Annotated in this window: 19 protein-coding genes; 4 read left to right on the forward strand and 15 right to left on the reverse strand. The window is 72.5% G+C overall.

Annotation, left to right across the window (positions count from 1 at the left end; genetic code table 11):
* Window positions 1–26 precede the first annotated feature (26 nt).
* The 13 genes from ABZ885_RS08195 to rsmI all read right to left on the reverse strand — a co-directional run bounded on the left by ABZ885_RS08195 (window position 27) and on the right by rsmI (window position 15658).
* Window positions 27–1373 carry an MFS transporter gene (locus ABZ885_RS08195; RefSeq protein WP_360184830.1) on the reverse strand — a complete coding sequence of 449 codons (1347 nt, stop codon included), beginning with the start codon at window positions 1371–1373 and terminating at the stop codon, window positions 27–29.
* A gap of 164 nt (window positions 1374–1537) precedes the next feature.
* Entirely contained in the window at window positions 1538–2914 is a 1377-nt protein-coding gene (locus ABZ885_RS08200) for a S8 family serine peptidase (protein ID WP_360184833.1), read from the reverse strand.
* Window positions 2915–2999: 85 nt separating this feature from the next.
* Complete coding sequence (gene mycP / locus ABZ885_RS08205) at window positions 3000–4313, reverse strand: type VII secretion-associated serine protease mycosin (RefSeq protein WP_360184836.1); 1314 nt, start codon at window positions 4311–4313, stop codon at window positions 3000–3002.
* A 177-nt stretch (window positions 4314–4490) separates the two neighbouring features.
* Entirely contained in the window at window positions 4491–6095 is a 1605-nt protein-coding gene (locus ABZ885_RS08210; protein WP_360184838.1) for a hypothetical protein, read from the reverse strand.
* Window positions 6096–6138: 43 nt separating this feature from the next.
* Complete coding sequence (locus tag ABZ885_RS08215; protein WP_360184841.1) at window positions 6139–6726, reverse strand: hypothetical protein; 588 nt, start codon at window positions 6724–6726, stop codon at window positions 6139–6141.
* 288 nt (window positions 6727–7014) lie between these two features.
* Window positions 7015–8841 carry an ABC-F family ATP-binding cassette domain-containing protein gene (locus ABZ885_RS08220; RefSeq protein ID WP_360184844.1) on the reverse strand — a complete coding sequence of 609 codons (1827 nt, stop codon included), beginning with the start codon at window positions 8839–8841 and terminating at the stop codon, window positions 7015–7017.
* A gap of 132 nt (window positions 8842–8973) precedes the next feature.
* Complete coding sequence (locus ABZ885_RS08225) at window positions 8974–9909, reverse strand: 4-(cytidine 5'-diphospho)-2-C-methyl-D-erythritol kinase (RefSeq protein ID WP_360184846.1); 936 nt, start codon at window positions 9907–9909, stop codon at window positions 8974–8976.
* Window positions 9906–10787, reverse strand: a complete 882-nt coding sequence (gene rsmA / locus ABZ885_RS08230; protein ID WP_360184849.1) for a 16S rRNA (adenine(1518)-N(6)/adenine(1519)-N(6))-dimethyltransferase RsmA — start codon at window positions 10785–10787, stop codon at window positions 9906–9908. The genes ABZ885_RS08225 and rsmA overlap by 4 nt, the downstream gene beginning before the upstream one ends.
* 28 nt (window positions 10788–10815) lie before the next feature.
* A complete protein-coding gene (locus tag ABZ885_RS08235; RefSeq protein ID WP_360184852.1) occupies window positions 10816–11415 on the reverse strand; it encodes a Uma2 family endonuclease in 600 nt (199 codons plus the stop codon).
* A gap of 70 nt (window positions 11416–11485) precedes the next feature.
* Complete coding sequence (locus ABZ885_RS08240; protein WP_360184855.1) at window positions 11486–12361, reverse strand: TatD family hydrolase; 876 nt, start codon at window positions 12359–12361, stop codon at window positions 11486–11488.
* Window positions 12361–13980, reverse strand: a complete 1620-nt coding sequence (metG, locus tag ABZ885_RS08245; protein ID WP_360184858.1) for a methionine--tRNA ligase — start codon at window positions 13978–13980, stop codon at window positions 12361–12363. The genes ABZ885_RS08240 and metG overlap by 1 nt, the downstream gene beginning before the upstream one ends.
* Window positions 13981–14073: 93 nt before the next feature.
* Window positions 14074–14517, reverse strand: a complete 444-nt coding sequence (locus ABZ885_RS08250; protein ID WP_360184861.1) for a hypothetical protein — start codon at window positions 14515–14517, stop codon at window positions 14074–14076.
* A 283-nt stretch (window positions 14518–14800) separates the two neighbouring features.
* Window positions 14801–15658: a 16S rRNA (cytidine(1402)-2'-O)-methyltransferase gene (gene rsmI, locus ABZ885_RS08255; RefSeq protein WP_360184864.1), complete on the reverse strand. Its 858-nt coding sequence runs from the start codon at window positions 15656–15658 to the stop codon at window positions 14801–14803.
* A gap of 106 nt (window positions 15659–15764) precedes the next feature.
* Between rsmI and ABZ885_RS08260 the strand changes: the two genes are divergently transcribed.
* Window positions 15765–17612 (forward strand): phospholipid carrier-dependent glycosyltransferase, encoded by a 1848-nt coding sequence (locus tag ABZ885_RS08260; RefSeq protein ID WP_360184866.1) that lies wholly within the window; start codon window positions 15765–15767, stop codon window positions 17610–17612.
* 185 nt (window positions 17613–17797) lie between these two features.
* Window positions 17798–19558 carry a penicillin-binding transpeptidase domain-containing protein gene (locus ABZ885_RS08265; RefSeq protein ID WP_360184869.1) on the forward strand — a complete coding sequence of 587 codons (1761 nt, stop codon included), beginning with the start codon at window positions 17798–17800 and terminating at the stop codon, window positions 19556–19558.
* A gap of 24 nt (window positions 19559–19582) precedes the next feature.
* Here the strand turns inward: ABZ885_RS08265 and ABZ885_RS08270 are convergent, their stop codons facing one another.
* Window positions 19583–20782 (reverse strand): glycosyltransferase 87 family protein, encoded by a 1200-nt coding sequence (locus tag ABZ885_RS08270; protein ID WP_360184872.1) that lies wholly within the window; start codon window positions 20780–20782, stop codon window positions 19583–19585.
* A 335-nt stretch (window positions 20783–21117) separates the two neighbouring features.
* Window positions 21118–22629, reverse strand: a complete 1512-nt coding sequence (locus ABZ885_RS08275) for an amino acid permease (RefSeq protein WP_360184875.1) — start codon at window positions 22627–22629, stop codon at window positions 21118–21120.
* 596 nt (window positions 22630–23225) lie between these two features.
* On the opposite strand from ABZ885_RS08275, the gene ABZ885_RS08280 reads away from it, so the two are divergent.
* Window positions 23226–24542 carry a VWA domain-containing protein gene (locus ABZ885_RS08280; RefSeq protein WP_360184877.1) on the forward strand — a complete coding sequence of 439 codons (1317 nt, stop codon included), beginning with the start codon at window positions 23226–23228 and terminating at the stop codon, window positions 24540–24542.
* 2 nt (window positions 24543–24544) lie between these two features.
* A complete protein-coding gene (locus tag ABZ885_RS08285; RefSeq protein ID WP_360184880.1) occupies window positions 24545–25435 on the forward strand; it encodes a peptidase in 891 nt (296 codons plus the stop codon).
* Window positions 25436–25530 lie beyond the last annotated feature (95 nt).

The following is a 25530-nucleotide window of genomic DNA, read 5'->3' on the forward strand; positions in this document are numbered from 1 at the left end:
GCCGCCACGTCGCACGCCCGACGCCCTCACGCCGCCGGATCCGCCCCCAGCACGGGCGCCCGGCGGCGTCCGGCGGCCGCCCCGGCCACCGCGAGGTCCGTACCGCTGGTCTCCGGCAGCAACCGCAGACACACCAGCGCCACCACCCCCAGCAGCACCAGGTACCAGCCGACCGGCTCCGCCGTGCCGTACGCCTCGGTCAGCCTGGTCGCGATCAACGGCGTGGTCGCCCCGCCCACCACCCCGCCCAGGTTGTACGTCAACGCCGCCCCCGTGTACCGCACCCGGGTCGGGAACAGCTCCGGCAGATACGCCGCCACCGGCCCGATCAGGCACCCCAGCAGCACCATCGCCCCCGCCAGGGCCAGGAACATCAACGGCCGCCGCACCGTCTCCAGCAGCGGGAACAACACCGGCGCCCAGAGCACCGCGAGCACCGTCGCCACCCGCAGCGTCCGCCGCCGCCCCCACCCGTCGCTGCGCCGCGCGCTCACCCAGACCGTCCCGCCCATCGCCACCCCGCCCGCCAGCAGCATCGACAGCACCAGCGTGCTCGGCACCCCCAGCCCGGTCGTCGCGTACGCCAGCGCGTAGGTGGTGGTCAGGTAGAACATCGCGTACCCCACGGTGATCATCCCGCAGCCGGCCAGCACCGTCCGCCAGTGCCCGCGCAGCACCTCCACCACCGGCGGCCGCTCCCGCACCCGCCCGGCCTCCGCCGCGAACAACGGCGTCTCCTCGATCCGCAGCCGCACGAACAGCCCCACCGCCACCATCCCCAGCGACGCCAGGAACGGCACCCGCCACCCCCAGCCGTTGAACGCCCGCTCGTCCAGCACCAGTTGCAGCCCCAGGAACACCCCGTTGGCGAGCACGAACCCGATCGTCGGCCCGAGTTGCAGGAACGCCCCGTACCGCCCGCGCCGCCCGGCCGGCGCGTTCTCCGCGATCAGCAGCGCCGCACCGCCCCACTCCCCGCCCAGCCCCACCCCCTGGCACACCCGCAGCACCACCAGCGCCACCGGCGCCCACCACCCCCACACCCCGTACCCCGGCAGCAACCCCACCGCCGCCGTCGACAGCCCCATCAGCAGCAGCGACACCAGCAACGTCGCCTTCCGCCCCAAGCGGTCCCCGAAGTGCCCGAACACCACCGCCCCCAGCGGCCGCGCCAGGAACGCCACCGCGTACACCGAGAACGCCGCCAGCAACGCCCCCACCGCCCCCAGCCCGGGGAAGAACACCGGCCCGAACACGAGGGCGGCCGCCGTCCCGTACAGAAAGAAGTCGTAGAACTCGATCGCGGTACCGATCAGCGCCGCCGCCGCGGCCCTCCGCACCTGAGCCGCCCGCCGGGCGTCCTGCGTATCCATACCGCCACCCTGACGACCCCCCACCCACCACCAACAGCACCCACCCGGGTGACCCCGGCGCAAACCCCCACCCGCACGCCCACCCCAGGCACAACGGCGCGCCCAACAGAACTGCCCGGCCGCCGGGTTCACCCCTGCGGCCGGGCAGTCACATCTTCCCCCGACTACCTCGCGTACGGATTGTCGTTCGGCGGCGCCGGCGGCCCGTACGCCGGCGGCGGCGGAACACCCGGCCCCACCTGCTGCGGCACCGGCGGCACCACCGCACTCGCACCCCGCCTCACGGAACGCCCCCGCGCCACGAAGAACACCACCGCCGCCACCAGCACCAACCCCCCGACCACCGCCGCCACCACCGGCACCACACTCCCGGAACCCTCACCCTCGGCAGCCGCCGGCTGCACCCCCACCGGCGTGCCGTCCGCGCTCGGAGCCGAGCTAGGAACGAGCGGCGCCGAGGCGCTCGCCGTGGCCGAGGACGGGGACGGGGAAGCTGCGGGGGTCTCCGCCGCCTTCTCCACAATCGGATAAGTGTCGGCCGGACCGGGGTCCCCCGGGGTCGTCAACGCGATCCGCGGACGAACCGAGCCGAACCCGACGGCATCCGTGCGCTGGGATCCGTCGGTCGGCTTCCCCGCCGTGTTGATGAGCACCCGCAGGACCTGGTTCGCAGTCCAGTCCTTGTGTACCGACCAGAGCAGCGCCGCCGAGGCAGACACGATCGCAGTGGCATCCGACGTTCCGTGGCCCTTGCAGTAGCCGGTCTCACCGGTACAGGCATCGACCATGTCGGCCCCGGGTGCCACGAGATCAACCTGCGGCCCCCGCTCCGACTCGGCCGTGACCGCGGCGCTCTGGTCGACCGCACCGACCCCGACCACGTACGGAAGCGCCCCGGGATACTCCACGTGGTTGTCACCCTGCGCGGAGTTCCCGACGCTGGCAACCACCAAGGCGCCCTTGGCCCTCGCTTGCGCAACCGCACTGTTGATCTTGGCGACATCGTCAGAACCGGCGTAGGCCACATCCATGCCCTGCGAGATGCTGATGACCTTGGCGCCCTGATCGGCAGCGTATGTGATGGCCTGACTGATCTGACCGAGGAACTCGGACGAGCTGCTGGCATCGCTCTTGATCTTCAGCGGGAGAACCTTGACACCGGGAGCCAGGCCGAATGCGCCCTGCCCTCCCCTGCCCTTGCCGGTCCCTGCGATGAGGCTGGCCATCCCCGTACCGTGTCCACTGGGGAAGGTACCGACACCGCCCGGAAGACCGCTGAAATCCTTTCCCAGCAGCAACTGCCCCACCAGGTCCGGGTGATCCAGCTTGAAGCCGCTGTCGATCACGGCGACAGTGACGCCCTCCCCCTTGGTGGCCTTCCACATCTCCGGCGCATGCATGGCGTCCAGGTGCCACTGGTTACCGCGAATCGACTCCGCTGACGCCGGCACCACGGCCGGCCCCATGACCACGCCAGCAGCCAACACCCCCGTCGCAGCCACAGCCCCTGCCAACTGCGTCCACGCCTTGTCACGCCTCACCAGGGCCCCCTCATTCTTCCCGACAAGAACGCTGCCCGGCCGCCGGGTTCACCCCTGCGGCCGGGCAGTGCAGTTCTCGCCCCGACTACCTCGTGTACGGATTGTCGTTCGGCGGCGCCGGCGGCCCGTACGCCGGCGGCGGCGGAACACCCGGCCCCACCTGCTGCGGCATCGGCGGCACCACCGCACTCGCACCCCGCCTCACGGAACGCCCCCGCACCACGAAAAACGCCACCGCCGCCACCAGCACCAACCCACCAACCACCGCGGCCACCACCGACACCACGCTGCCGGAACCCTCGCCCTCGGCAGCCGGTGCGCCGAGCGGGGCACTGCCCACGCTCGGTGGCGTGCTCACCCCCGGCAACGCGGCGCCGGACGCACTGGCAGGAGACGTCGGAACGGCCGACGGCGAGGCTGCGGACGTCTCGACGGCCTTCTCCTGAATCGGGTTCACATCCGCCGGCCCCGGATCACCGGGCTCGGTCAGCGCGACCCGGGGCCGAACAGCCCCGTAACCGATGTTGTCGGCTCGAACGGACCCGTCGCTCGGCTTCCCCGCGGTGTTGATGAGCACCCGGGTGATCTGGTTGGCGGTCCAGTCGGGGTGCGCCGCCCACACCAGCGCGGCCGAAGCCGACACCAGCGCCGTCGCATCGGACGTGCCGTGCCCCTTGCAGTAGCCCGAGGAAGCCGTGCAGGCGTTGTAGATCTCGATCCCCGGCGCGACCAGGTCGACCTGCGGTCCCCGCTCGGACTCGGCGGTGACATTCCCTTCGCGGTCCACAGCGCCGACGCCGAGAACACCAGGGGTCGCCGCAGGGTACTGAACCGGGTTGCCGGACTGCGCCGAGTTCCCGACGCCCGCCACCACCAGGGACCCCTTGGAACGCGCGTGATCGACGGCCGCCTTGAGGCCGGCGAGGTCGTCAGCCGACAGCTGCGCGGCCGACGTTGCCTGCGAAATGCTGATCACCTTCGCCCCCTGGTCGGCGGCGTAGGTGATCCCCTGGTCGATCTGACTCAGGAACTCCGACGAACTCACACCGGTGGCGTTGTCGTTGTTCTTGATCTTGACGGGCAACACCTTGGCACCGGGAGCCAGCCCGTAGGCACCGTTCCCGTTCATCCCCTTGCCGGAGCCCACCACGAGCGCGGCCATCTCCGTACCGTGGCTCTCGGTGTACGCGCCAACCCCGCCCGGAAGCCCGCTGAGGTCCTTCCCCGGCAGTAGCTGCCCGGCCAGATCCGGATGGTCCAGCTTGAACCCGCTGTCGATCACGGCGACCGTGACCCCCTGGCCCTTGCTGACCTTCCACATGTCCGACGCCTTCATGGCATCGAGGTGCCACTGCTGCTCACGAATCGAGTCAGCCGCAGCGATCGGGGCCGCCGCCACTCCCGCGATCAAGCCCGCCGCCAAGAACGCGGAAGCCAGGCTCCATCTACGCGTCCCGCTGCCCGTCCGCCGCATTACTGCTCCCTCGTCGGTCTCCCCGTCGGCCGAGGACCATTGCCCCGTGCACATCTGCCCGGCCACCGGGGCGAGCCCAGTGGCCGGGCAGTCGTTGTCGTCCTACTCAATCACGTTCGGGTTGCTCTGCGGCGTACCGCTGGTCCAGGTCTCCTCGTCCTCGTGCAGGTAGTCGGCCCGGTTGCGGCGCTCGCGCTCGCTCTTGCCCGTTCCGCCGCCCGTCATGGGGCCGCCCATCATCCCGTTCTGACCCGAACGTGCCCCGCCTTCGGCACCGGGGGCGCCGGCCCGGCGCAGACCCGTACCCCCTGGCGTGAACTCGCCGCCCGTAGTCGGTCCCTTGCGCCCGCCGACTGTCCCGCCGCCGGTCGAGGTCAGCCCGCGGCCGCGTGCGCTGCCACCCGAGCCACCTGAGCCGCCGTGACCACCCATCCCCGGGTGCATGCCGCCCGCCTGGCCGCCCATGCCGCTGTTGCTGCCGCCGACACCGGACCGGCCGGCCTGGGCCTCACGGCCGAAGACCGGACCACTGCCAGGAATGCCCTGGGTGGTGTTCTTCGCAGGCAGCTTGCCGCCGCCGAACGTGTTGCTCGTGGTCGACTTCGACGGCACGTAGCCACCACCGCCGGGCGTGAACGGTCCGGTCCCCGGGAAGTTGCTGTTCGCGTTCGGGCCGCTCGGGTAGCCGGGCTGGCCACCACCGGGCACGGTCGGGGGAAGCTGGCCACCGCCGCCCGGCGTGTACGGGCCGGTCTGGTTCGGAAGAGTCGGGGTCGGCGGCAGGCTGTTGAGGTCCGTACCCGGACGGTCGCCCGGGTAGGTCGGCATCGGGGCCGGCATCGGAGATCCGGGATCCCGCGGCACCGGCACCTGGCCACCGTGCGACGGGGGCAGGACGCCACCCGGGTCGCTCGGGTTGTTCGGGACCGTGGCCGGCGGACGGGGGGTCACCGAACCGCCGCCACCACCGCCACCGGGCGGGCTGTAGCTGCCACCGCCGCCACCACCGCCGGTGCGAGGGGTGTGGTAAGCGCCACCGGAGCCGGTGCCGCCGCCACCCCCAGTGCCGACTTCTTCACTGCTACCGACGCCGCCGCCCTCACCCGGCGGCTTCAGCTCCGCGGGCGTCTCCAGCCCGTTCAGCGTCGTGGTCACCGCGTCGTAGGCCTGCGCCAGCTTCACCATCTGGTTGACGGCTTCCTGGTGCTCCTGCTCGACCTTCTTCTGCGCCGCCTGCGCCTCGGCCGCGGTCACCCAGCTGGGGTTGGCCTGCTTCATGACGGAGTCGACGGTGGCGCCGACGCCGTACCGGGTCTCGAAGTCCGCGGGAATGTACGGGATCTTCTGGTCCTTGTGCTGCTGGACCTTGTCGATCTCGGTCGTCGGCAGCTGGGGCATGGCGGCCTTGGCCGTGCTGAGCGCATCGCCCGCGACGTTGATGGCCTTGCCCACGTTGCCGGAGTAGTCGCCCAGCAGCGCCGCCGTCCGGTGGAAGTTGCCGGCCCACGCCTTGAAGCCCTCGGCGGCCGGGCCTTCCCAGTTGATCTGGTCGACGTGCGACTTGAGCGCCGCACTGAGGTCCTTCAGGACGTCACCGGCAGACTTCAGCTGAGTCCCCCGGCTCACAACCTTCCCGGGGTCGCTGCTGTCGACCATGACCCTGAGCCCGGCGTGGTCAACGCCCTCGAAGTTCGTTCCGCCTGCCATCACTTGCTCCCCGTCATACCGAACGTCCCGCCCTGGACCACCATCAGAAGCTCACCTTCGGGCCGGGCCCGTCCGGCCCGGCCGCCGGCGTCGCGATGCCCGCGTTCTTCGCCACGGCCTGCTGGGCGGCGACCGTGTGGTCCTCGTTGCCCGCGTAGTTGGCCGCGGCCTTCGTGACCGCCTTCTGCATTTCCTCGAGCTGCTTGACGAAGATCTTGTGCATGTTCACGAGCTCGTTGTGCGCCCGCTGGTACGCAGTCGTCAGGTCCGTCGACTGCGAGAAGTTCTTGCCGAAGTTGTCCCCCTGGAGCCGCTGCTCCTGGAGCTTCGTCGGTCCCGCGGCCGAGCCCTCCATGGTCTGGAGCAGCGCCTCGATCTTCTTCGTGAACGCGCTCAGGGTGTCCAGCTCGACCTGGACGTTCTTACTGCCGAACGCGGACACCAGTGCCGAGGCGCTGTAGTTCGTCTCGACGGCGCGCACGACGGTCTCGGCCGCGCCGAACACGGCACCGCCGAAGCCGAACCAGCCGCTGTGATCGGTCCCGAGCGTGAACGGCTTGTCGTCGAGCTTGGGCGTACCCGTCGTACCGTTGGCCGTCCCCGCACCGTCGCCTGCAGGCGCGTCTGCCACCGCAATCCACCTCTCCCCCGTGAGCGGGGCGGTCCGTGGTGGACCGCCGCACCGCAACACACCGTCAACTTCTCAGCCGTACAGTCGTACCGGCGCACGCCGTCCGCCCTGTGGGACGGCAGTCGCCTCGACCATCGTAGCCACCGCCACCGTCGGACCGGCAGGGCCCATGGCACGACTGAGCGCGATCGGTACGAACTTGACACGTACAGCGACGCGCACAGCACCCCGCGCAACCCTCCGTACGGCCCGGCACTCCACCCGCCGGGCCGTACGGACGACGCCGTGTCAGACCTGCTCGGCCAGCTCCAGCCAGCTCATCTCCAGCTCCTCCTTCTCGTCCCGGACGGCGCGCAGCTGCGCGTCCAGCTCCGCGACCTTGGAGAAGTCGGCGGCGTGCTCGGCGAGTTGGGTGTGCAGCTTGGACTCCTTCTCGTCCAGCTTGGCGATCTGCCGCTCCAGCTTCTGCATCTCCTTCTTCGCCGCCCGCAGGTCGCCGCCGGACAGGGCCGGTGCATCGGCGGCCGGGGCCTCCGAAGCGGCGGAAGAGGCGGAGGACGCAGCGGCGGCAGCAGCAGCGGCCATCCGGGCGCGCCGCTCCAGGTACTCGTCCACGCCGTTGGGCAGCATCCGCATCTTCTGGTCGCCGAGCAGGGCGTGCACGACGTCCGTGGTCCGCTCGATGAAGAAGCGGTCGTGGCTGATCACGATCATCGAGCCGGGCCAGCCGTCGAGCAGGTCCTCCAGCTGGTTGAGCGTCTCGATGTCGAGGTCGTTGGTCGGCTCGTCGAGGAAGAGCACGTTGGGCTCGTCCATCAGCAGCCGGAGCAGCTGCAGCCGGCGCCGCTCGCCGCCGGACAGGTCGCCGACGGGGGTCCACTGCTTGTCCTTGCCGAAGCCGAACTGCTCGCAGAGCTGGCCGGCGCTCATCTCCCGGCCCTTGCCGAGGTCGACCCGCGAGCGCACCTGCTCGACGGCCTGCAGCACCCGGATGGCCGGGTCCAGCTCGGCGACCTCCTGGGAGAGGTACGCCAGCCGGACCGTCTTGCCGACCTTGACGAGGCCCGACGCGGGCTGGACGTCGCCCTCCGAGGCGTACGCGTCGCGCAGGGCACGCAGCAGCGAGGTCTTGCCGGCGCCGTTGACGCCGAGCAGGCCGATCCGCTCGCCGGGGCCGAGCTGCCAGGTGAGGTTCTCGAGCAGCAGCTTGGGGCCGGCCTTGACGGTGACGTTCTCCAGGTCGAAGACGGTCCTCCCGAGCCGGGCGTTGGCGAACTTCATCAGCTCGCTCTTGTCGCGCGGCTCCGGCACGTCGGCGATGAGGGCGTTGGCGGCCTCGATCCGGTAGCGCGGCTTGGAGGTGCGGGCGGGGGCGCCGCGGCGCAGCCAGGCGAGCTCCTTGCGGGCGAGGTTCTGGCGCTTCTGCTCCTCGACGGCCTCGATCCGGGAGCGCTCGGCGCGGGCGAAGACGTAGTCGGAGTAGCCGCCCTCGTACTCGTGGACGGTGCCGTGCTGGACGTCCCACATCCGGGTGCAGACCTGGTCGAGGAACCAGCGGTCGTGGGTGACGCAGACGAGGGCGGAGCGGCGCTTCTGCAGGTGCTGGGCGAGCCAGTTGATGCCCTCGACGTCGAGGTGGTTGGTGGGCTCGTCGAGGACGATGAGGTCGGGCGAGCCGAGCAGCAGCTTGGCGAGGGCGATCCGGCGGCGCTCGCCGCCGGAGAGCGGGCCGATCACGGTGTCGAGGCCGTCGGCGAAGCCGGGCAGGTCGAGGCCGCCGAAGAGGCCTTCGATGATGTCGCGGATGCGCGCGTCGCCGAGCCACTCGTGGTCGGCCCGGTCGGCGATCACCTCGTGCCGGATGGTGGCCTCCGGGTCGAGCGAGTCGTGCTGGGTGAGGACGGCCAGCTGCAGGCCGCCGGAGTGGGTGATCCGGCCGCTGTCCGGCTCCTCCAGCTTGGCGAGCATCCGGATCAGGGTGGTCTTGCCGTCGCCGTTGCGTCCGACGACGCCGATCCGGTCCCCCTCACTGACGCCGAGGCTGACCCCGTCCAGAAGGGCCCGGGTGCCGTAGACCTTCGTGACGGACTCGATGGTGGCGAGGTTGACGGCCACGTGTGCTGCGCTCCTGGGTTCGACGGACCCGGGGCTCAGACGGAGCCCCGATCCTCCCCAGCCTAGTAGCCCGGCCCCACGCTCAGCCCCCGAGCACCACGCCCGCCCCCGCCCCGGAGCACCGCCCCACGCTCAGCCCCCGAGCACCACGCCCGCCCCCGCCACCGGCCCGTACGTGGCGTGCGCGGTGCGGCAGGTGCCGGACGCCCGCAGCGCCCCGGCCACGGCGGCCGCCGCGTCGGCGTCCTTCGCGAGGAAGGCGCAGGTCGGCCCGGAGCCGGAGACCAGGGCGCCGAGCGCGCCGGCCTCGGTGCCGGCCCGGAGGGTGGCGGCGAGCGACGGGCGCAGCGAGAGGGCGGCCGGCTGGAGGTCGTTGGCGAGCGCGCCGGCCAGGGCGACGCTGTCGCCCTCGGCGAGGGCGGCGAGCAGCGCCGGGTCGGCGTCCGGGGTGGGCACGTCGGTGTCGCTGGAGCCGGCGCCGGCCTCCTCGCGGAGGCGGTCGCACTCGCGGAAGACGGCCGGGGTGGAGAGCCCGCCGTCGGCGACGGCGAACACCCAGTGGAAGGTGCCGGTGACCGGCAGCGGGTCGAGCAGCTCACCGCGCCCGCGGCCCAGGGCGACGCCGCCGACCAGGGCGAACGGCACGTCGGACCCGAGTTCGGCGGCCAGCTCCAGCAGGACCGGGAGCGGCGTGTCCAGCCCCCACAGCGCGTCACAGGCGACCAGCGCCGCCGCGCCGTCGGCGCTGCCGCCGGCCATGCCGCCGGCCACCGGGATGGCCTTGGCGATGTGCAGGTGGACGTCGGGGGCGGCGATGCCGTGGTGGGCGGCGAGCAGCCGGGCGGCCCGGGCGGCCAGGTTGGTGTCGTCGAGCGGGACGACGGCGGCGTCCGGCCCGGAGCAGCCGAGCGTGACGCCCGCGCCGGGGGTGCCGGCCGTGGCGGTCACCTCGTCGCCGAGGGCGACCGCGAAGAAGACGTTGGCCAGGTCGTGGAAGCCGTCGGCGCGCAGCCCGCCGACCCCCAGCTGGACGTTGACCTTGGCGGGGACGCGGACGGTGACGCTCACTCGGTGTCCTTCGCGGGCTTGTGCTCGGCGATCGCGGCGAACTGCTCCACCGTCAGCATCTCGCCGCGCAGCTTGTGGTCGATGCCGGCGGCGGCGAGCGCCTGCTCGGCCCCGGCCGGGGAGCCGGCCCAGCCGGCCAGGGCGGCCCGCAGGGTCTTGCGGCGCTGGGCGAACGCGGCGTCGACGACCGCGAACACCTCCGCGCGGCTGGCGGTGGTCTTCGGCGGCTCGCGGCGGACCAGCGAGACCAGTCCGGAGTCGACGTTCGGCGCGGGCCAGAACACGTTGCGTCCGATGGCGCCGGCCCGCTTCACGTCGGCGTACCAGTTGGCCTTGACCGACGGGACGCCGTACACCTTGTTGCCGGGCTTGGCGGCGAGCCGGTCGGCGACCTCGCTCTGCACCATCACCAGGGTGCGCTCGATGCTCGGGAAGGTGGCCAGCATGTGCAGCAGCACCGGCACGGCCACGTTGTAGGGGAGGTTGGCGACCAGCGCGGTCGGCGCCGGCCCGGGCAGCTCGGTGACCTCCATGGCGTCGCTGAACACCAGGTCGAAGGCGTCCGCCTTGCCGGGCATCCGCGCGGCGACGGTGTCCGGCAGGTGCTGCGCCAGCACCGGGTCGATCTCGACCGCGGTGACGTGCCGGGCGACCTCCAGCAGGGCCAGCGTGAGCGACCCGAGCCCGGGCCCGACCTCGACCACGGAGTCCTCGGCCGTCACCCCGCCCGCCCGGACGATCCGCCGCACGGTGTTGCCGTCGATGACGAAGTTCTGCCCGCGCTGCTTGGTCGGCTTCACCCCGAACGCGGCCGCCAGCTCACGGATGTCGGCGGCGCCCAGGAGGTGGCTGTCAGGGGTGGGGTCGGTGGTGCTCACGCGCCAAGGATACGGGCGCGGGAGGCCCTCAGAGTTCGACGACCGCCGCGAGGTCGATCTCCACGGGGTAGGGCACCGCGGTCCGCAGTACTCCTTCGTGCTGGGCGACGGGCAGGTAGACGCCCTTCTCCTCGTCCCGGTGGAACTCGTGGACGACGGGGAGGTCGTCCAGGCCGCGCTCGACGCGCCAGTAGTACGGGATCCCCTTCTCGGCGTACTGGCCGGGCTTGCGGAAGCGGTCCGCGGCCCGTGAACCGGGGGAGACCACTTCGACCGCGAGCACCACGGACTCGGGTGGGGTGCACTCCAGCTCGAAGAAATCCAGGCCGGTCTTGTCAATGATGACGACATCGGGCTTGGTTACGTTGTGCTCGTCAAGCAGCACGCAGCGCTCGACATTGACCACGTACGGCTGGATCCGTGCACTCGCCAACGCGAGAAGCAGCTGGTCCCGCACTTGATCGTGCCACCACTCGGCCATCCCTCGGACCACGACGGCTCCGTCCACCAGTTCCCAATCGAACGGCAGGTCCATGCTCTTGACCTGCTCGTACGTCCAGCCCTGGGACGGCGGAAGCTTCCAGTCGATCGGCTCGGCGGTCATCGCCACCTCCCTCACTGCACTCATGCTAGCCAGCGTCACAGTCCGGTGAGAGTGCCGAATCGTTTCGCCCGATCCGGACGTTCGTTCGGGCCGCTCAGTACCCGAACGCCCGCGCCGTGTTCGCCGCGATGGCGGTGGCGAGCTCGTCCTCGTGCAGCCCCAGGGTGTCCGCCATCGAGCGGACGGTGACCGGGATCAGGTACGGCGCGTTGGGCCGGCCGCGGTAGGGGTGCGGGGTGAGGAAGGGCGCGTCGGTCTCGACCAGCACGCGGTCGAGCGGGGTGACGGCCAGCGCGTCCCGCAGCGGCTGGTTGGCCTTGAAGGTGACCGGGCCGGCGAAGGAGAGGTACCAGCCGTGCTCGGCGCACACCTTGGCCATCCCGGCGTCGCCGGAGTAGCAGTGGAAGACGGTCCGCTCGGGGGCGCCCTCGGCCAACAGGACGGCGATGACGTCCTCGTGGGCGTCCCGGTCGTGGATCACCAGGGCCTTGCCGTGCCGCTTGGCGATCTCGATGTGCCGGCGGAACGACTCCTTCTGGATCTCGACGCCCTCGGGGCCGGTGCGGAAGTAGTCCAGGCCGGTCTCGCCGACGGCGACGACCTGCGGCAGCGCGGCGAGCGCGTCGATCTCGGCCAGGGCGGCGTCCAGCGCGGCCCGGCCGCCGGCCGGGCGCTGCTGCCCGGACCAGCCGTCGGGGTCGCCGAGGAAGATCCGCGGCGCCTCGTTGGGGTGCAGCGCGACGGCCGCGTGCACCTGCTCGAACCGGGCCGCCAGCTCGGCGGCCCAGCGCGAGCCGGGCACGTCGCAGCCCACCTGGACGACGGTGGTCACGCCGACCGACGCCGCCTTGGCCAGGCCCTCGGCGGGGGTGCCGGACTGCATGTCCAGGTGGGTGTGCGAGTCGGCCACCGCCACCGCCAGCGGGGCCGGCAGCGGCGGCGGCGTCGACCGGTCGTCCGTCTTGGCCATCAGGCGGCGGGCTTCTCTTCGAGGCGCGGGAACAGGATCTCGCCCTTGGTGACGGTGGCACCGGCGGGCAGCCGGCCCCAGTCCGCCACGGTGGCGATGGTCTGCGCGGACAGCTCGCCGAGGCCGGCGGCGGCGCCCAGCGAGGCCCAGAGCTTCTCGGCGGTGGCCGGCATCACCGGGTTGAGCAGGACGGCGGTGGCCCGCAGCGCCTCGGCGGCGGTGTAGAGGATGGTCGCGAGGCGGGCCTGGCCCTCCTCGGAGTCGTCCTTGGCGACCTTCCAGGGCTCCTGCTCGGTGAGGTAGCCGTTGACCTGCTTGACGAACTCGAAGACCGCCGCGATGCCGCCGGCGAAGTCCAGCTCCTCGCCGATCTTCCGGTCGGCCGCCGCGGCGGCCTTCACCAGCCCGTCGGCCACCGCCTGCTCGGCGTCGCCGTGCGCGGGCGCGGCCGGCAGCGCCCCGTCGAAGTACTTGCCGACCATGGCCGCCACCCGGGAGGCCAGGTTGCCGAAGTCGTTGGCCAGCTCGGAGGTGTACCGGGCGGTGAAGTCCTCCCAGGAGAACGAGCCGTCGGTGCCGAACGGGATCGCCCGCAGGAAGTAGTAGCGGTACGCGTCCACGCCGAAGTGCGAGGTGAGGTCGGTCGGGGAGATGCCGGTCAGGTTGGACTTGGACATCTTCTCGCCGCCGACCATCAGCCAGCCGTTGGCGACGACCCGCTTGGGCAGCGGCAGGCCCGCGGCCATCAGCATGGCCGGCCAGATCACCGCGTGGAACCGCAGGATGTCCTTGCCCACCAGGTGCACGGAGGCCGGCCAGAGCTCGGCGAAGCGCTCCGGGTCGCTGCCGTAGCCGGCCGCGGTGATGTAGTTCTGCAGCGCGTCCACCCACACGTACAGGACGTGCTTGTCGTCCCAGGGCAGCGGCACGCCCCAGTCGAAGGTGGAGCGGGAGATCGAGAGGTCCTTCAGGTCCTGCTCGACGAAGCGCAGCACCTCGTTGCGGGCCGAGGCGGGCTGGATGAAGTCCGGGTTGGCGGCGTAGAACTCCAGCAGCTTCGGGCCGTACGCGGAGAGGCGGAAGAAGTAGTTCTCCTCCTCCAGCCACTCGACCGGCCGCTTGTGCACCGAGCAGAGCTTCTCGTCCTCGGTGGCACCGTCCAGCAGGTCACCGGGGAGCTTGTACTCCTCGCAGCCGACGCAGTACGGGCCGGAGTAGCCGCCCTTGTAGATCTCGCCCTTGTCGTACAGGTCCTGGACGAACTCCTGGACCCGGGCGGTGTGCCGCGGCTGGGTGGTGCGGATGAAGTCGTCGTTGGCGATGTCGAGGTGCTGCCAGAGTGGCTTCCACGCCTCCTCGACCAGCTTGTCGCACCACTCCTGGGGGCTGACCCCGTTGGCCTCGGCGGTCCGCAGGATCTTCTGGCCGTGCTCGTCGGTGCCGGTCAGGTACCAGACCTTCTCGCCGCGCTGGCGGTGCCAGCGGGTCAGCACGTCACCCGCCACGGTGGTGTAGGCGTGGCCCAGGTGCGGGCGATCGTTCACGTAGTAGATCGGGGTGGAGACGTAGTACGCCGGGGTGCTGCTCCCGGTGGTGCTGTGTTCTGCAGTGGCCGCCATGGTCCGAAAGCTTAATCGCGTGCGGGGGCCGCCCTCGACCGGGTTTACCGGCGGGCGGCCCGGGCATCGGCGGCCGGCGGGCGGCCCCGGTGGTCAGCCGGTGAGCCGCGACCAGAAGCGGGCGAACCATCCGCGCGGCTCGGCCGGCTCGGCGGGCTCGGCCACCGGCGGGACGGCGGCGGCGCCGGCCGGCTCGGCGTACCCCGAGTACCCGGGGGCGTGGTGCCAGAGGTGGTCAGCTTCCGCCACCCGGCCCGCGCGCATGATCCGGACGGTGTGGCCGCCGCACCCCGGGCAGGTCGGCTTGAGCAGCGGGGACGGCACCCGGACACCGTTGGCGCGGTACTCGAACACGACGTGCCCGTCCCGGCCCACCCTGTGCTCGATGTCGTACGCCTGCTCCCAGCCGTACCCGCAGCTCAGGCACGCGAAGGAGTAGGCCTCCCGGACGGTCTCCACCGGAGTGTGCGACCGACCGGTCAGGCCGGGGTCGCTCAGCGCGTTGCCACCGCGGGAGCTACCGATCATCTCGCTCATAGCCGTCTCCCAGCGCCCGCCGGACGCTCGTCCGGCTGGGTCTTTCCATCCCAGGAAATGCCCGGAACGCCCCGGCCGATGCCCGTCTTGGGAAGACTTGGACGCGGATTGGGGATCCCTATACGAAAGGGCGGGTCGGGTCCGGAAAACTCGTCCAAAGCTTCAGCTCGACGGGCGTTTACCCGGGGCCTTCTCTCCAAGGTACGCGCCCTCTCCGGACCCGGCACCTCCCGGATCCGGGGCCTTCCGGGCCGCCGCCATCGGGCCACCCGGGCCGCCGTCCTCAGGCCTTCCTGGCCGCCGCGTTCTTGGCCGCGACCACCGCGTCGAACACCTCCCGCTTGGGCAGCGCGAGCTCCGCCGCAACGGCCGCGATGGCCTCCTTGCGCCGCTCGCCCGCCTCCTCCCGGACGGCCACCAGGCGGGCCAGCTCGGCCGGGGTCAGCTCCTGCGGGGCGGCCGGCGGGGCGCCGGCGACCACCACGGTGATCTCGCCCTTGACGCCCTCGGCCGCCCAGGCCGCCAGCTCGCCGATCGGGCCGCGCTTGACCTCCTCGTAGGTCTTGGTCAGCTCGCGGCAGACGGCGGCGGGCCGGTCCGCGCCGAACGCCTCGGCCATCGCGGCGAGCGCCTCGGCGATCCGGTGCGGGGCCTCGAAGAAGACCATGGTGCGCGGCTCGGCGGCGATCGAGGCGAGCTGGCGGGCCCGGTCCCCGGTCTTGCGCGGCAGGAAGCCCTCGAAGGTGAAGCGGTCCACCGGCAGGCCGGACAGCGCCAGCGCGGTCAGCACGGCGGACGGCCCGGGCACCGCGGTGACCTTGACGTCGGCGGCGACGGCGGCGGCCACCAGCCGGTAGCCGGGGTCGGAGACGGACGGCATCCCGGCGTCGGTGACCAGCAGCACCCGGGCGCCGCCGAGCAGCGCCTCGACCAGTTCGGGGGTGCGGCCGACCTCGTTGCCCTCGAAGTAGGAGACGACGCGCCCGGCCGGGGTCACCCCGAGCGCCTGGGTGAGCCGGCGCAGCCGCCGGGTGTCCTCGGCCGCGATCACGTCCGCGGTGGCCAGCTCGGTGAGCAGCCGGGGCGGGGCGTCCGAGACGTCGCCGATGGGGGTGCCTGCGAGAACGAGTACTCCTGTCACGGGCCCCATCCTTCCAGGAACGGCGCCGCGGGTGCTTTTAAGGACGATTCGGGCAGCTTCGGAGGGAGCCGTCCCCGCCGTGGGCAGCGCCCCTACGATGTGGCGGATGAACGGCGACACGGCGGCGCAGACGCCAACTGGTACAGACCACACGGCGCAGGGTGGCGTCGGCGTGCCGGTCCTGACGGACCAGCAGTCCCCCGCCGTCCCGGGCCCGCGCGGGTCCGGGCCCGGAGAGCCGTGGCCCGGAGAGCCGTGGCCCGCGGAGCCGCGGACGGACTGGCTGCGCTCGCTGGCCCGGTTCGGCTACACCGCACCGTCGCAGCCCTCGCTCACCGAGCGGCTGGTGCCGCCGATGCCGGACGGCCCCGGGGTGACGCCGCACCGGGTCGCGCCCTCGCCGCTGCTGCTGCGGCTCGGCGTGGCCTTGCCGGCGCCGCTCTGGTCCTGGCTCTGCCGCTGGGCGGGCTGGCTGGGCCCGCTCGCGGTGGCGCTGTTCGCCGGGGTGCTCCGGTTCGCCAACCTCGGCGAGCCGCACGCGATCATCTTCGACGAGACGTACTACGCCAAGGACGCCTACGCGCTCTGGCACGGCGGCTACGAGATCAACTGGCCGGACGGCGCCAACGAGAAGATCATCGCGGGTGACGCGGTGCCCTACCGGCCGGACCCGAGCTACGTGGTCCACCCGCCGGTCGGCAAGTGGATCATCGGCGCGGGCGAGATGCTGTTCGGGATGAACCCGTTCGGCTGGCGGTTCGCGGTGGCGCTGCTCGGCACGCTGTCCGTCCTGATGGTGGCCCGGATCGCCCGCCGGCTGTTCCGCTCGACCCTGCTGGGCTGCGTGGCGGGCCTGCTGCTCGCCGTGGACGGCCTGCACTTCGTGCTCAGCCGGTCGGCGCTGCTGGACCTGGTGGTGATGTTCTGGATCCTCGCCGCCTTCGGCTGCCTGCTGCTGGACCGCGACCACACCCGGGCCCGAATCGCGGCCCGGCTCGGCGGCGTCGCGGACGCGGCGGCGGCCGCGCGGATGAACCTGGGCTGGCGCCCGTACCGGATCGCGGCCGGCGTCTGCGTCGGCCTGACCTGCGCGACCAAGTGGAGCGGCCTGTACGTGGCGGCCGCGTTCGGCGTGCTGACGGTGCTCTGGGACGCCGGCTCGCGCCGCCTGGCCGGCGCCGGCCGCCCCTACCTGTGGACGCTGGTGCGCGACGTCGTCCCGGCGTTCCTCTCCGTCGTCGTGGTCTCCGCGGTGGTCTACGTGACCTCGTGGTGGGGCTGGTTCGCCAGCAGCACCGTGCCCGGCAAGGGCGGCTACGGCCGCGACTGGGCGGTCGGCCGGTCCACCGACTACCCGTGGATACCCGAGGGCCTGCGGGCCCTGTGGCACTACCACTCGACGGTCTACGACTTCCACACCCACCTGCACGACCCGCACACCTACCAGTCCAACCCGTGGAGCTGGCTGGTGCTGGGCCGTCCGGTCTCGTTCTTCTACGAGTCCCCCAAGCAGGGCCAGGCCGGCTGCACCGCGAGCGAGTGCGCCCGCGAGGTGCTGGGCATCGGCACCCCGCTGCTCTGGTGGGCGGGCGTGGTGGCGCTGGCGTACTGCCTCTGGCGCTGGGCCGCCCGGCGCGACTGGCGGGCCGGCGCGGTGCTCTGCGGCCTGGCCGCGGGCTACCTGCCCTGGTTCGCCTACCAGGAGCGGACCATCTTCCTGTTCTACGCGGTGGCCTTCGTGCCGTTCCTCGTGCTCGCGGTCACCATGCTGGTCGGTGCCCTGATCGGCCCGCCCGGCGCGTCCCGGGACCGCCGGATCATCGGCTCGGCGGCGGCCGGCCTGCTCGTCCTGCTGATCGTGTGGAACTTCCTCTTCTTCCACCCCCTGTATACGGGGGAGACCATTCCGATGGACGACTGGCGCAGGCGGATGTGGTTCGACAGCTGGATCTGACGGGCCGGGGCAGCTGGACGTGAGCGCGGGAACCGTGCGGACGTGGTGCGCGACACGTACCAGATCCGTCACAAGACCCCGGCGATTCGTCGGCGCGCGGCGCTCGCCTGCCTAGGCTGAGCACCGAACGCGCATCCGGCCACCTCCGGCTGCGGCCGGCCGCCAGACCCTTGGGGGAGCAGCACATGCGCAAAGGCGCGAAGATCGGCATCATCACCGGCGTGTCCCTCGCCGTGCTCGCGGGCGGCGGCTACGGCGCGTACAGCCTCGTCGGCGGCTCGGACTCGGACACGCCCGAGGCCAAGAAGGCCCGTACGGTGGTCGCCGAGCCTCCGAGCGCCGACCAGGCGGCGGCCGGCGCCAAGGACTTCCTGGCGGCCTGGGCGGCCGGCGACGTCGCCAAGGCGGCCGGGCTGACCGACGACCCGGCGGCCGCGACCACCGCGCTGAACGCCTTCAAGGACCAGGTGAAGCCGAGCGGCCTGACGCTCACCCCGTCCGGCCCGGCCACCCCCGCCGCCTTCGCCTCGGCGACCGGCACCCCCTCGCCGGGCGCCAAGCCCACCGGCTCGGCCACCGCCCCGGCGACGCCGTCCGCGGCGGCCGGCGACACCGCCGCGGCCACCGCCCCGGCGGCTCCGTCCGGCGTGCTGATGGGCTTCAAGGCCCGGGCCGAGTTCGAGGGCACCAGCCGGGTCTGGGACTACAACGGCTTCCTCAGCGTCGTGAAGATGAGCGACAACACCCCGGCCGTGCACTGGGTGCCGTCGGTGATCCACCCGCATCTGGGCCCGGGCGAGGCGATCGCGACCCAGCCGGTGTTCGCCCCGCCGGGCAACGTGGTCGACCGCAACGGCAAGGCGCTGCAGGGCGCCTCGCTCACGCCGACGCTGCTCGCGACGCTGCAGGACAACGCCCGCAAGCTGCAGCCGGCCCAGGACCAGAGCGACGCGGGCAGCGGCGTGGTGATCAATTCCGCGGACGGCAAGGGCGCGACCGACAAGCTGTTCACGATCGTCGAGCCGAAGCCGGCCAAGCCGTTCAAGGTGACCATCGACAACACGCTGCAGGCCGCCGCCGAGAAGGCGATGGCCGACCTCGGCGGCAAGTCCGGCTCGATCGTCGCCATCGAGCCGAGCACCGGCCAGGTGCTGGCCTTCGCCAACGCGCCCGCCAACGGGCAGAACCGGGCCTTCCTCGGCCTGCTGGCCCCCGGCTCCACGATGAAGATCGTCACCTCGGCGGCGCTGCTGGAGGCCGGCGTCAACCCGGACACCGTGGTCCCCTGCCCGGTGAAGAGCAGCAACCCCAAGGCGATCCCGAACTCGTTCCCGGACGCCTACCCGACCAACACGCTCCAGCAGGACTTCATGATCTCCTGCAACACGGCCTTCATCGACCAGGGCCTGGCCAGCCTCAAGCCGGGCGCGCTCACCTCCACCGCCAAGGACGTCTTCGGCATCGGCCTGGAGTGGAAGACCGGCCTGCCGAACACCGACGGGCGGGTGCCGGACGCGGGCACCAACAAGGACGAGCAGGCCATGCAGTCCATCGGCCAGGGCAAGATCCAGATGAACCCGCTGGCCATCGCCTCGATCACCGCCACCGTGCAGAGCGGCGAGTTCAAGCAGCCGATCCTGGTCGCCGACCTGCCGCAGCAGAAGGCCGCCCGCAACCTCTCCCCGGACGCCGTCGGCAAGCTGAAGGCGATGATGGCGGCCACCGCCAAGGACGGCACCGCCAAGGCCGTCATGAACGGCATCACGGACAACGCGGGCGCCAAGACCGGCTCGGCCGAGGCCACCGGCATCGACACCACCAACAGCTGGTTCACCGCCTACCGCGGCAACCTGGCCGTCGCCGCCGAGGTCCAGGGCGGCGGTCACGGTGCCGACGCGGCCGGCCCGGCCGTCGCCTCCCTCATCAAGGCGGCCGGCACCCGCTGACCCGCGCCCCCGGTCCTGCCCCGGTCAGCCCCGGGGCAGGACCGGCTCCGGCCGGGCCAGCAGGCAGCTCGCCGGGACGGGCGGCTTGGCGCTCCACCGTCTGGCCGCCAACCGGGGCCAGATCACCAGCACCACCGGCAGCGCCAGGTACCCGAAGCGCCCGGCCGGCGCCAGCATGAACGCGATCGCCAGCCCGGCCGCCAGCAGGTCGGCGGCGGCGATGGCGGAGACCGGCGGCCGGGCCAGCAGCCAGATCGCCACTCCCAGTCCGCCCACCGTCATCAGCACCAGCGACACGGTGTGCCCGGTGGGCCCGAAGCCAGCCAGCACCTTGCCGGGCAGCGGGCTGCCGGCCGGGGTGTGGATCGCGGTCAGCCCCAGCGGGAACCGCACCACCTGTTCCCGCAGGGCGTCCGCCTGGTACACCACGGCGGGCACGATCACCGCCAGGCCCGCGCCCAGCGCGGTCAGCCCGGCCCGGGCGGCCGGCCGCCGCCCGTACAGCCGCCAGAGCAGCAGGACGGCCACCGGGAGCGCCGGCCAGGCCGTCCACTTCAGCGTGCAGGCCAGCGCCAGGACCAGCCCGGCACCGATGGTGCGGTCGCGCTCGGCGAGGGCCATGGCCAGACAGCAGACGCCGATCAGCGGGAGGTCCACTCCGCCGACCACCAGCGCGAGCGCTATCAGCGGCGAGGCGGTGAGGACGGTGAGCGGCAGCAGCGGGGCGCGGTCCAGGGTCGGCCGCAGCAGCCGCCAGCTGGCCAGCAGACAGGCCAGGAAGGTCAGCGCGAACCAGATACGGGCGTCCCCGACCACCTGGGCGACCGGGTTGCCGCTGCCCACCAGGGCGCGGGGCATCCCGAACAGGGTCATGGCCGGGAGGTACGGGTTGTAGTCGGTGACCACCACCGGGTGCGGCAGGTACGGGTTGCCGGTGGTGAGCAGCAGGTGCGCCGAGCGCTCCACCACCATCACCTCGGACTGGTGGCGGCCCTCCAGGGCCAGCATCGCGAGCGGGAGCAGGACGGCGCCCAGCAGGGCGGCCGCGGCACCGGCGCGGGCGGCGGCCCGGCGCGGCAGGACGAGGCAGCACAGGCCCGCGAGGGCGTACGCGGGGGCGGCGACGGCGCCCCAGAGCCGTTGGTTGGGGAGGTCGGAGACCAGGGGGAAGGCGGCCGCCCAGCCGGCCGCGATCAGACAGCCGAGGAGCTGGACGCGGCGCATCGAGGCGAGGCGGGCCGGATTCAGCCGATCGGGCGTGGGTGGAAACGTGTTCTCACCACGCTGCCGGGGGAACGGCCGGGGTCCGAGGCCCCGGCGCAGGCGCGCGGGCCTGGCCGTCGATGCCGTCGATTCGAAGGGGTCCGGCGCTCTGGTACGGCCGGTGAAGCGGCCGCGCGGGCGGGAGAAGCCGGGCGTGCGGGTGCTCACCATGGTGGAAGGTTATGGGTGGGGGCGGTGTCGTGTCGCCATCTCGCCCCAGGGAGTGTCCCGGGACACGGATGGGGCCGCCGGGATGTGGTCATCACGCGGCGGCCCCTCGTCCTGTTACCGGCGGGTCAGCCGAGCTTGCTGTCGGCCGGGGCGTCGGCGGGGGCCTCGGCCTCCGCCGGCTGCTCCGCCGTTTCCAGCTTGGAGTGCTTGATGCTGTAGCCGAAGTAGACGGCCAGGGCGACCGCCAGCGCGACGCCGCCGGCCTCGAAGGTGTCGGCGTGCAGGCCGGTGATCAGGTAGATGCAGAAGGCGACGCTGAGCACCGGGACGACCGGATAGCCGGGCACCTTGAAGCCGCGCGGCAGGTCGGGCTGGGTGCGGCGCAGCACGATCACGCCGATGGAGACCACCGAGAAGGCGATCAGGGTGCCGAGGCTGGTGATGTCGGCCAGCTTCTCCAGCGGGATGAAGGCCGCCAGCGCGCCGACGCCAACGCCGACCACGATGGTGTTCCAGATCGGGGTGCCGGTGCGGGGCGAGAGCTGGGCGAAGCGCTTGGGCAGCATGCCGTCGCGGCCCATCGAGTACAGGATGCGGGTCTGGCCGTAGATCACCACGAGGGTGATCGAGAAGATCGAGATGATCGCGCCGACCGCGAAGACCATCGCCGGCCAGCTCTGGCCGGTGATGTCCTGGAGGATCTGGGCGAGGCCGGCCTCCTGGCCGTCGAACTTCTCCCACGGCTGGGCGCCGATGCCGGCCAGGGCCACCAGGATGTAGAGCAAGGTGACCACGACCAGCGAGATGATGATCGCCAGCGGCAGGGTGCGGCGCGGGTTCTTGACCTCCTCACCGGCGGTGGACACGGCGTCCAGGCCGATGAACGAGAAGAAGATGCTGGACGCCGCGACCTGGACGCCGCCGATGCCGAGCGGCATGAACGGGGTCAGGTTGCCGGAGCGGAATCCGGTCAGGGCGACGCCGATGAAGAGCATCAGGATAAGGATCTTGATGCCCACCATGGCCGCGTTGACCTTCACCGACTCGCTGACGCCGCGGACCAGCAGGATGCAGACCATCGCGACCAGCAGCAGCGCCGGCAGGTTGAACCAGTGGGTGGCGTCGGGCGCGCCGGCGAACCGCTCCGGGATCTGGAACCCGAAGGCCAGGTCGAAGAACTTGTTCAGGTACTCGGCCCAGCTCACCGCGATCGCAGAGGCCGAGACGCCGTACTCCATGAGCAGGCAGATGCCGACCGCGAAGGCGACGCCCTCGCCGAGGGTGGCGTAGGCGTACGAGTACGAGGAGCCGGAGACCGGGATCGCGGAGGCCATCTCGGCGTAGCAGAGCGCGGTGAGACCGGCGGTGACGGCGGCGATCACGAAGGAGACGATCACGGCCGGGCCGGCCGACGGCACCGCGGAGTTCAGCACGAAGAAGATGCCGGTGCCGATGGTGGCGCCGATGCCGATCGAGGACAGCTGCCAGAGGCCGATCGAGCGGCGCAGGTGGATGCCGGAACGTCCGCCCTCCTCGGGCGCGCCGGCGGGGAGGGCGTCGTTGCCCTCGCTCTCGGCGATCAGGGTGGAGACAGGCTTGCGCCGCAGCAGGCGCGCGCCGAGGGTGTTGCTGGCCAAAGCGGGGTCCTTCTAGGCGAGGGAGGGTGTCCTAGCGGCCGGTCCGCCTTTGAAACATGGGGTGTCATCAGGGACCAACCGAACAAACATGGGACAGTACCCCGCCTATGCACCAGTGTCGCAAACGAACAGTCGATCCGTACGCATTGTACGAATTGTCACATTGGTACGTACAAACCGGACACTTCGCAGACGGCGGATCTTCCTCGGAGCGGCTAAGCCGCAGGTCAGCGGCGCGCCGGACCGGCCGGCGCGGCGGTCACCCGCCGAGGACGCCCTGCATCACCGGTCGCGCGACCGGAGCGGCCGGCGCGCCCGGCTGAGCATCGGCGCGCCGGGGTCGGCCGACGAGCACCATCGGCGCCCTCGGCCTCTTCCGTCCGGTGTGTCGCACGGACCGGGCGCCCCCGGACCCACCGGAACCGGTTTCCGCGCCCGATCGGCCACCGGCGCCCGGGAGTTCGCACCGGGACCCGGTCGTTCGCGCACCGGACCACGCCGATCACGGCGAACTGACGGTCCCCCGGGTCCGTCCTCGAACTCCCGTCGTCCGCCCGGAGGACGGGAGTTCGGGGCCGGACCCTAGGATCGGGCGGGTGATTACCGGACGACGACCGAAGGCCAGGCTCGGCAGCCTGCTGGCCGCCCTGGCGATAACAGGCGGTGCGCTGCTCAGCGGCCTGCCCGCCCATGCCGACGAACCATCAGCCGGCAGCGCCGGCAAGGAAGCCCCACGGGTCGACCTCGTGCTGGACGTCAGCGGCTCCATGCGGGCCACCGACATCCAGGGCAAGAGCCGCATCGCGGTGGCCCAGCAGTCGCTGAACGAGGTGATCGACGCCCTGCCCGCGGAGACCGAGTTCGGCATCCGCACCCTCGGCGCCAACTACCCCGGCGACGACAAGGCCCAGGGCTGCCAGGACACCAAGCAGCTCTTCCCGGTCGGGAAGACCAACAAGACCGAGGCCAAGACCGCCGTCGCCACCCTGCGCCCGACCGGCTGGACCCCGATCGGCCTGGCCCTGCGCGGCGCCGCCCAGGACCTCGGCAAGGGCGAGACCACCCGCCGGGTGGTGCTGATCACCGACGGCGAGGACTCCTGCGCCCCGCCGGACCCGTGCGACGTGGCCCGCGAGCTCGCCGCCCAGGGCATCCACCTGGTGGTCGACACCCTCGGCCTGGCGCACGACGACAAGACCCGCCAGCAGCTGCTCTGCATCGCCAACGCCACCGGCGGCACCTACACCGACGTCCGTACCCAGGAACAGCTCACCGACAAGGTGAAGCAGCTGGTCGACCGCTCCAACGACACCTACACGGTGACCCCGGTGAAGACCGCCGGCACCGACAAGTGCGAGAACGCGCCGGTCCTCACCCCCGGCGTCTACAGCGACCGGGAGAAGTTCTCCGAGCACCGCGTCTACCGCGTCCCGGTCAAGGCCGGACAGGAGCTGCGGGCCTCGGTCAGCGTCGGACTGGACCGGGCCGTCGCCCGCGACTACGGCGTGCTGCTCCAGGCCACCGGGACCACCGGCCAGGAGCTGGTCCGCGGCACCGACGCCGGCAGCGGCCGGACCGACGTGATCTCCACCGGCCTGCGCTGGTCCCCCGCCGACTCCAAGGGCTACGCCTCCGCGACGCCGTCCGCGTCCGCGAGCGGCAAGCCGGAGACCACGGTCTGCCTGGTCGTCAGCAACTCGCTGGCCGCCCAGGCCGGTGTCCAGGCCGAGCCCGGCCTGCCGCTGGAACTGACCATCGACCTCACCGCCGCCTCGCCCGCCCCGGACGGCCCGGCGATGGGTCTCGGCCGCGGCTGGATCCTGCTGCTGGTGCTCACCCTGGCCGGCCTGCTGACCGGCCTGGTCTTCGGCTGGATCGCACGCTGGCGGATCGCTGTCTGGCGGGAGAACTGACCATGCGCACCTCGACGAACCGCAGCCTCCTCCGCGGCGCGCTGACCGCGCTCGCCCTGCTGCCCGCCCTCGCGGTCGCGGCCCCGGCCGCCTCCGCCGCCTCGCCGTCCCCCACGCCGAGCTCGAGCGGCACCCCCGCCCCGGCCACCAAGGCCGGGACGTCCTTCCTGACCGCGATCAACCTCGCCCCCGGCCAGGACGCCAACGTCGCCGCCTCCACCGGCGACTACCTGTACTGGGCGTTCGGTGCCTCCGAGGGCCAGACCCCGACGGTCGGCCTGACCGTCAACCTGGCCGCCGGCAGCGACCGGCACGGCCCGCAGACCTGGAGCGTCGAGGTGTTCGACGGGCTGCGCCGCCGCCAGTCCTGCACCGCCGGCACCCAGAACGCGACCGCCGAGCCCGCCACCGGGTCGCTCGCGCTCAGCTGCACCCTGCGCGAGGTCCGCTCCTGGGCCGAGCCGTGGTCCGGCGACCCGCTGCCCGGCACCTACTACGTCCGGCTCTCGGTCTCCGACGTCCCGCAGCCCGACCTCGGCCTCGCCGCCTCCGTCCAGCTGCACGTCACCGCCAAGGGCGACGCGGACAACGCACAGCCGGAGGGCGGCGAGCTCAAGGCCCCGCTGGTCCCGCCGGCCGGCGGCGGCGCGTCCACCGCCAAGGCGGCCGCCCCCGAGGAGCCCGAGGACCACTGGTACACCGGCTGGTTCTCCGGCTGGAACAGCCGCTGGTTCTGGACCGTCGCCGGCGGCGCCCTGGCCGCCCTGGCCGGCGTCGCGGGCTACACCCTCACCCGTCACCCGCGCGGCCGGCGCCCGGCCCGCTACGGCTCCGTGCCCCCGCAGTCCGGCGCCCCGCAGCCGGGCCCGTACGCGGGCTCGGGCCAGCCCTGACGGACCCCGCCCCACTCCCGGGGGCCCGGCCGGAGCGCCCCCGCCGGCCGGGCCGCCGGCGGGGGGGGCGGCGCCGCGCGCCACGCGGGCCCGCG

The sequence above is a fragment of the Kitasatospora sp. NPDC047058 genome (assembly GCF_040643935.1).
Taxonomy (GTDB): Bacteria; Actinomycetota; Actinomycetes; order Streptomycetales; family Streptomycetaceae; genus Kitasatospora.

Excerpts from the sequence above, each read along its gene's own strand:
- ABZ885_RS08195 (WP_360184830.1), bottom strand. The coding sequence starts at position 1,373 with ATGGATACGCAGGACGCCCGGCGGGCGGCTCAGGTGCGGAGGGCCGCG.
- ABZ885_RS08210 (WP_360184838.1), bottom strand. The coding sequence starts at position 6,095 with ATGGCAGGCGGAACGAACTTCGAGGGCGTTGACCACGCCGGGCTCAGG.
- ABZ885_RS08235 (WP_360184852.1), bottom strand. The coding sequence starts at position 11,415 with ATGAGTGCAGTGAGGGAGGTGGCGATGACCGCCGAGCCGATCGACTGG.
- ABZ885_RS08240 (WP_360184855.1), bottom strand. The coding sequence starts at position 12,361 with ATGGCCAAGACGGACGACCGGTCGACGCCGCCGCCGCTGCCGGCCCCG.
- metG (WP_360184858.1), bottom strand. The coding sequence starts at position 13,980 with ATGGCGGCCACTGCAGAACACAGCACCACCGGGAGCAGCACCCCGGCG.
- ABZ885_RS08250 (WP_360184861.1), bottom strand. The coding sequence starts at position 14,517 with ATGAGCGAGATGATCGGTAGCTCCCGCGGTGGCAACGCGCTGAGCGAC.
- ABZ885_RS08260 (WP_360184866.1), top strand. The coding sequence starts at position 15,765 with ATGAACGGCGACACGGCGGCGCAGACGCCAACTGGTACAGACCACACG.
- ABZ885_RS08265 (WP_360184869.1), top strand. The coding sequence starts at position 17,798 with ATGCGCAAAGGCGCGAAGATCGGCATCATCACCGGCGTGTCCCTCGCC.
- ABZ885_RS08270 (WP_360184872.1), bottom strand. The coding sequence starts at position 20,782 with ATGCGCCGCGTCCAGCTCCTCGGCTGTCTGATCGCGGCCGGCTGGGCG.
- ABZ885_RS08285 (WP_360184880.1), top strand. The coding sequence starts at position 24,545 with ATGCGCACCTCGACGAACCGCAGCCTCCTCCGCGGCGCGCTGACCGCG.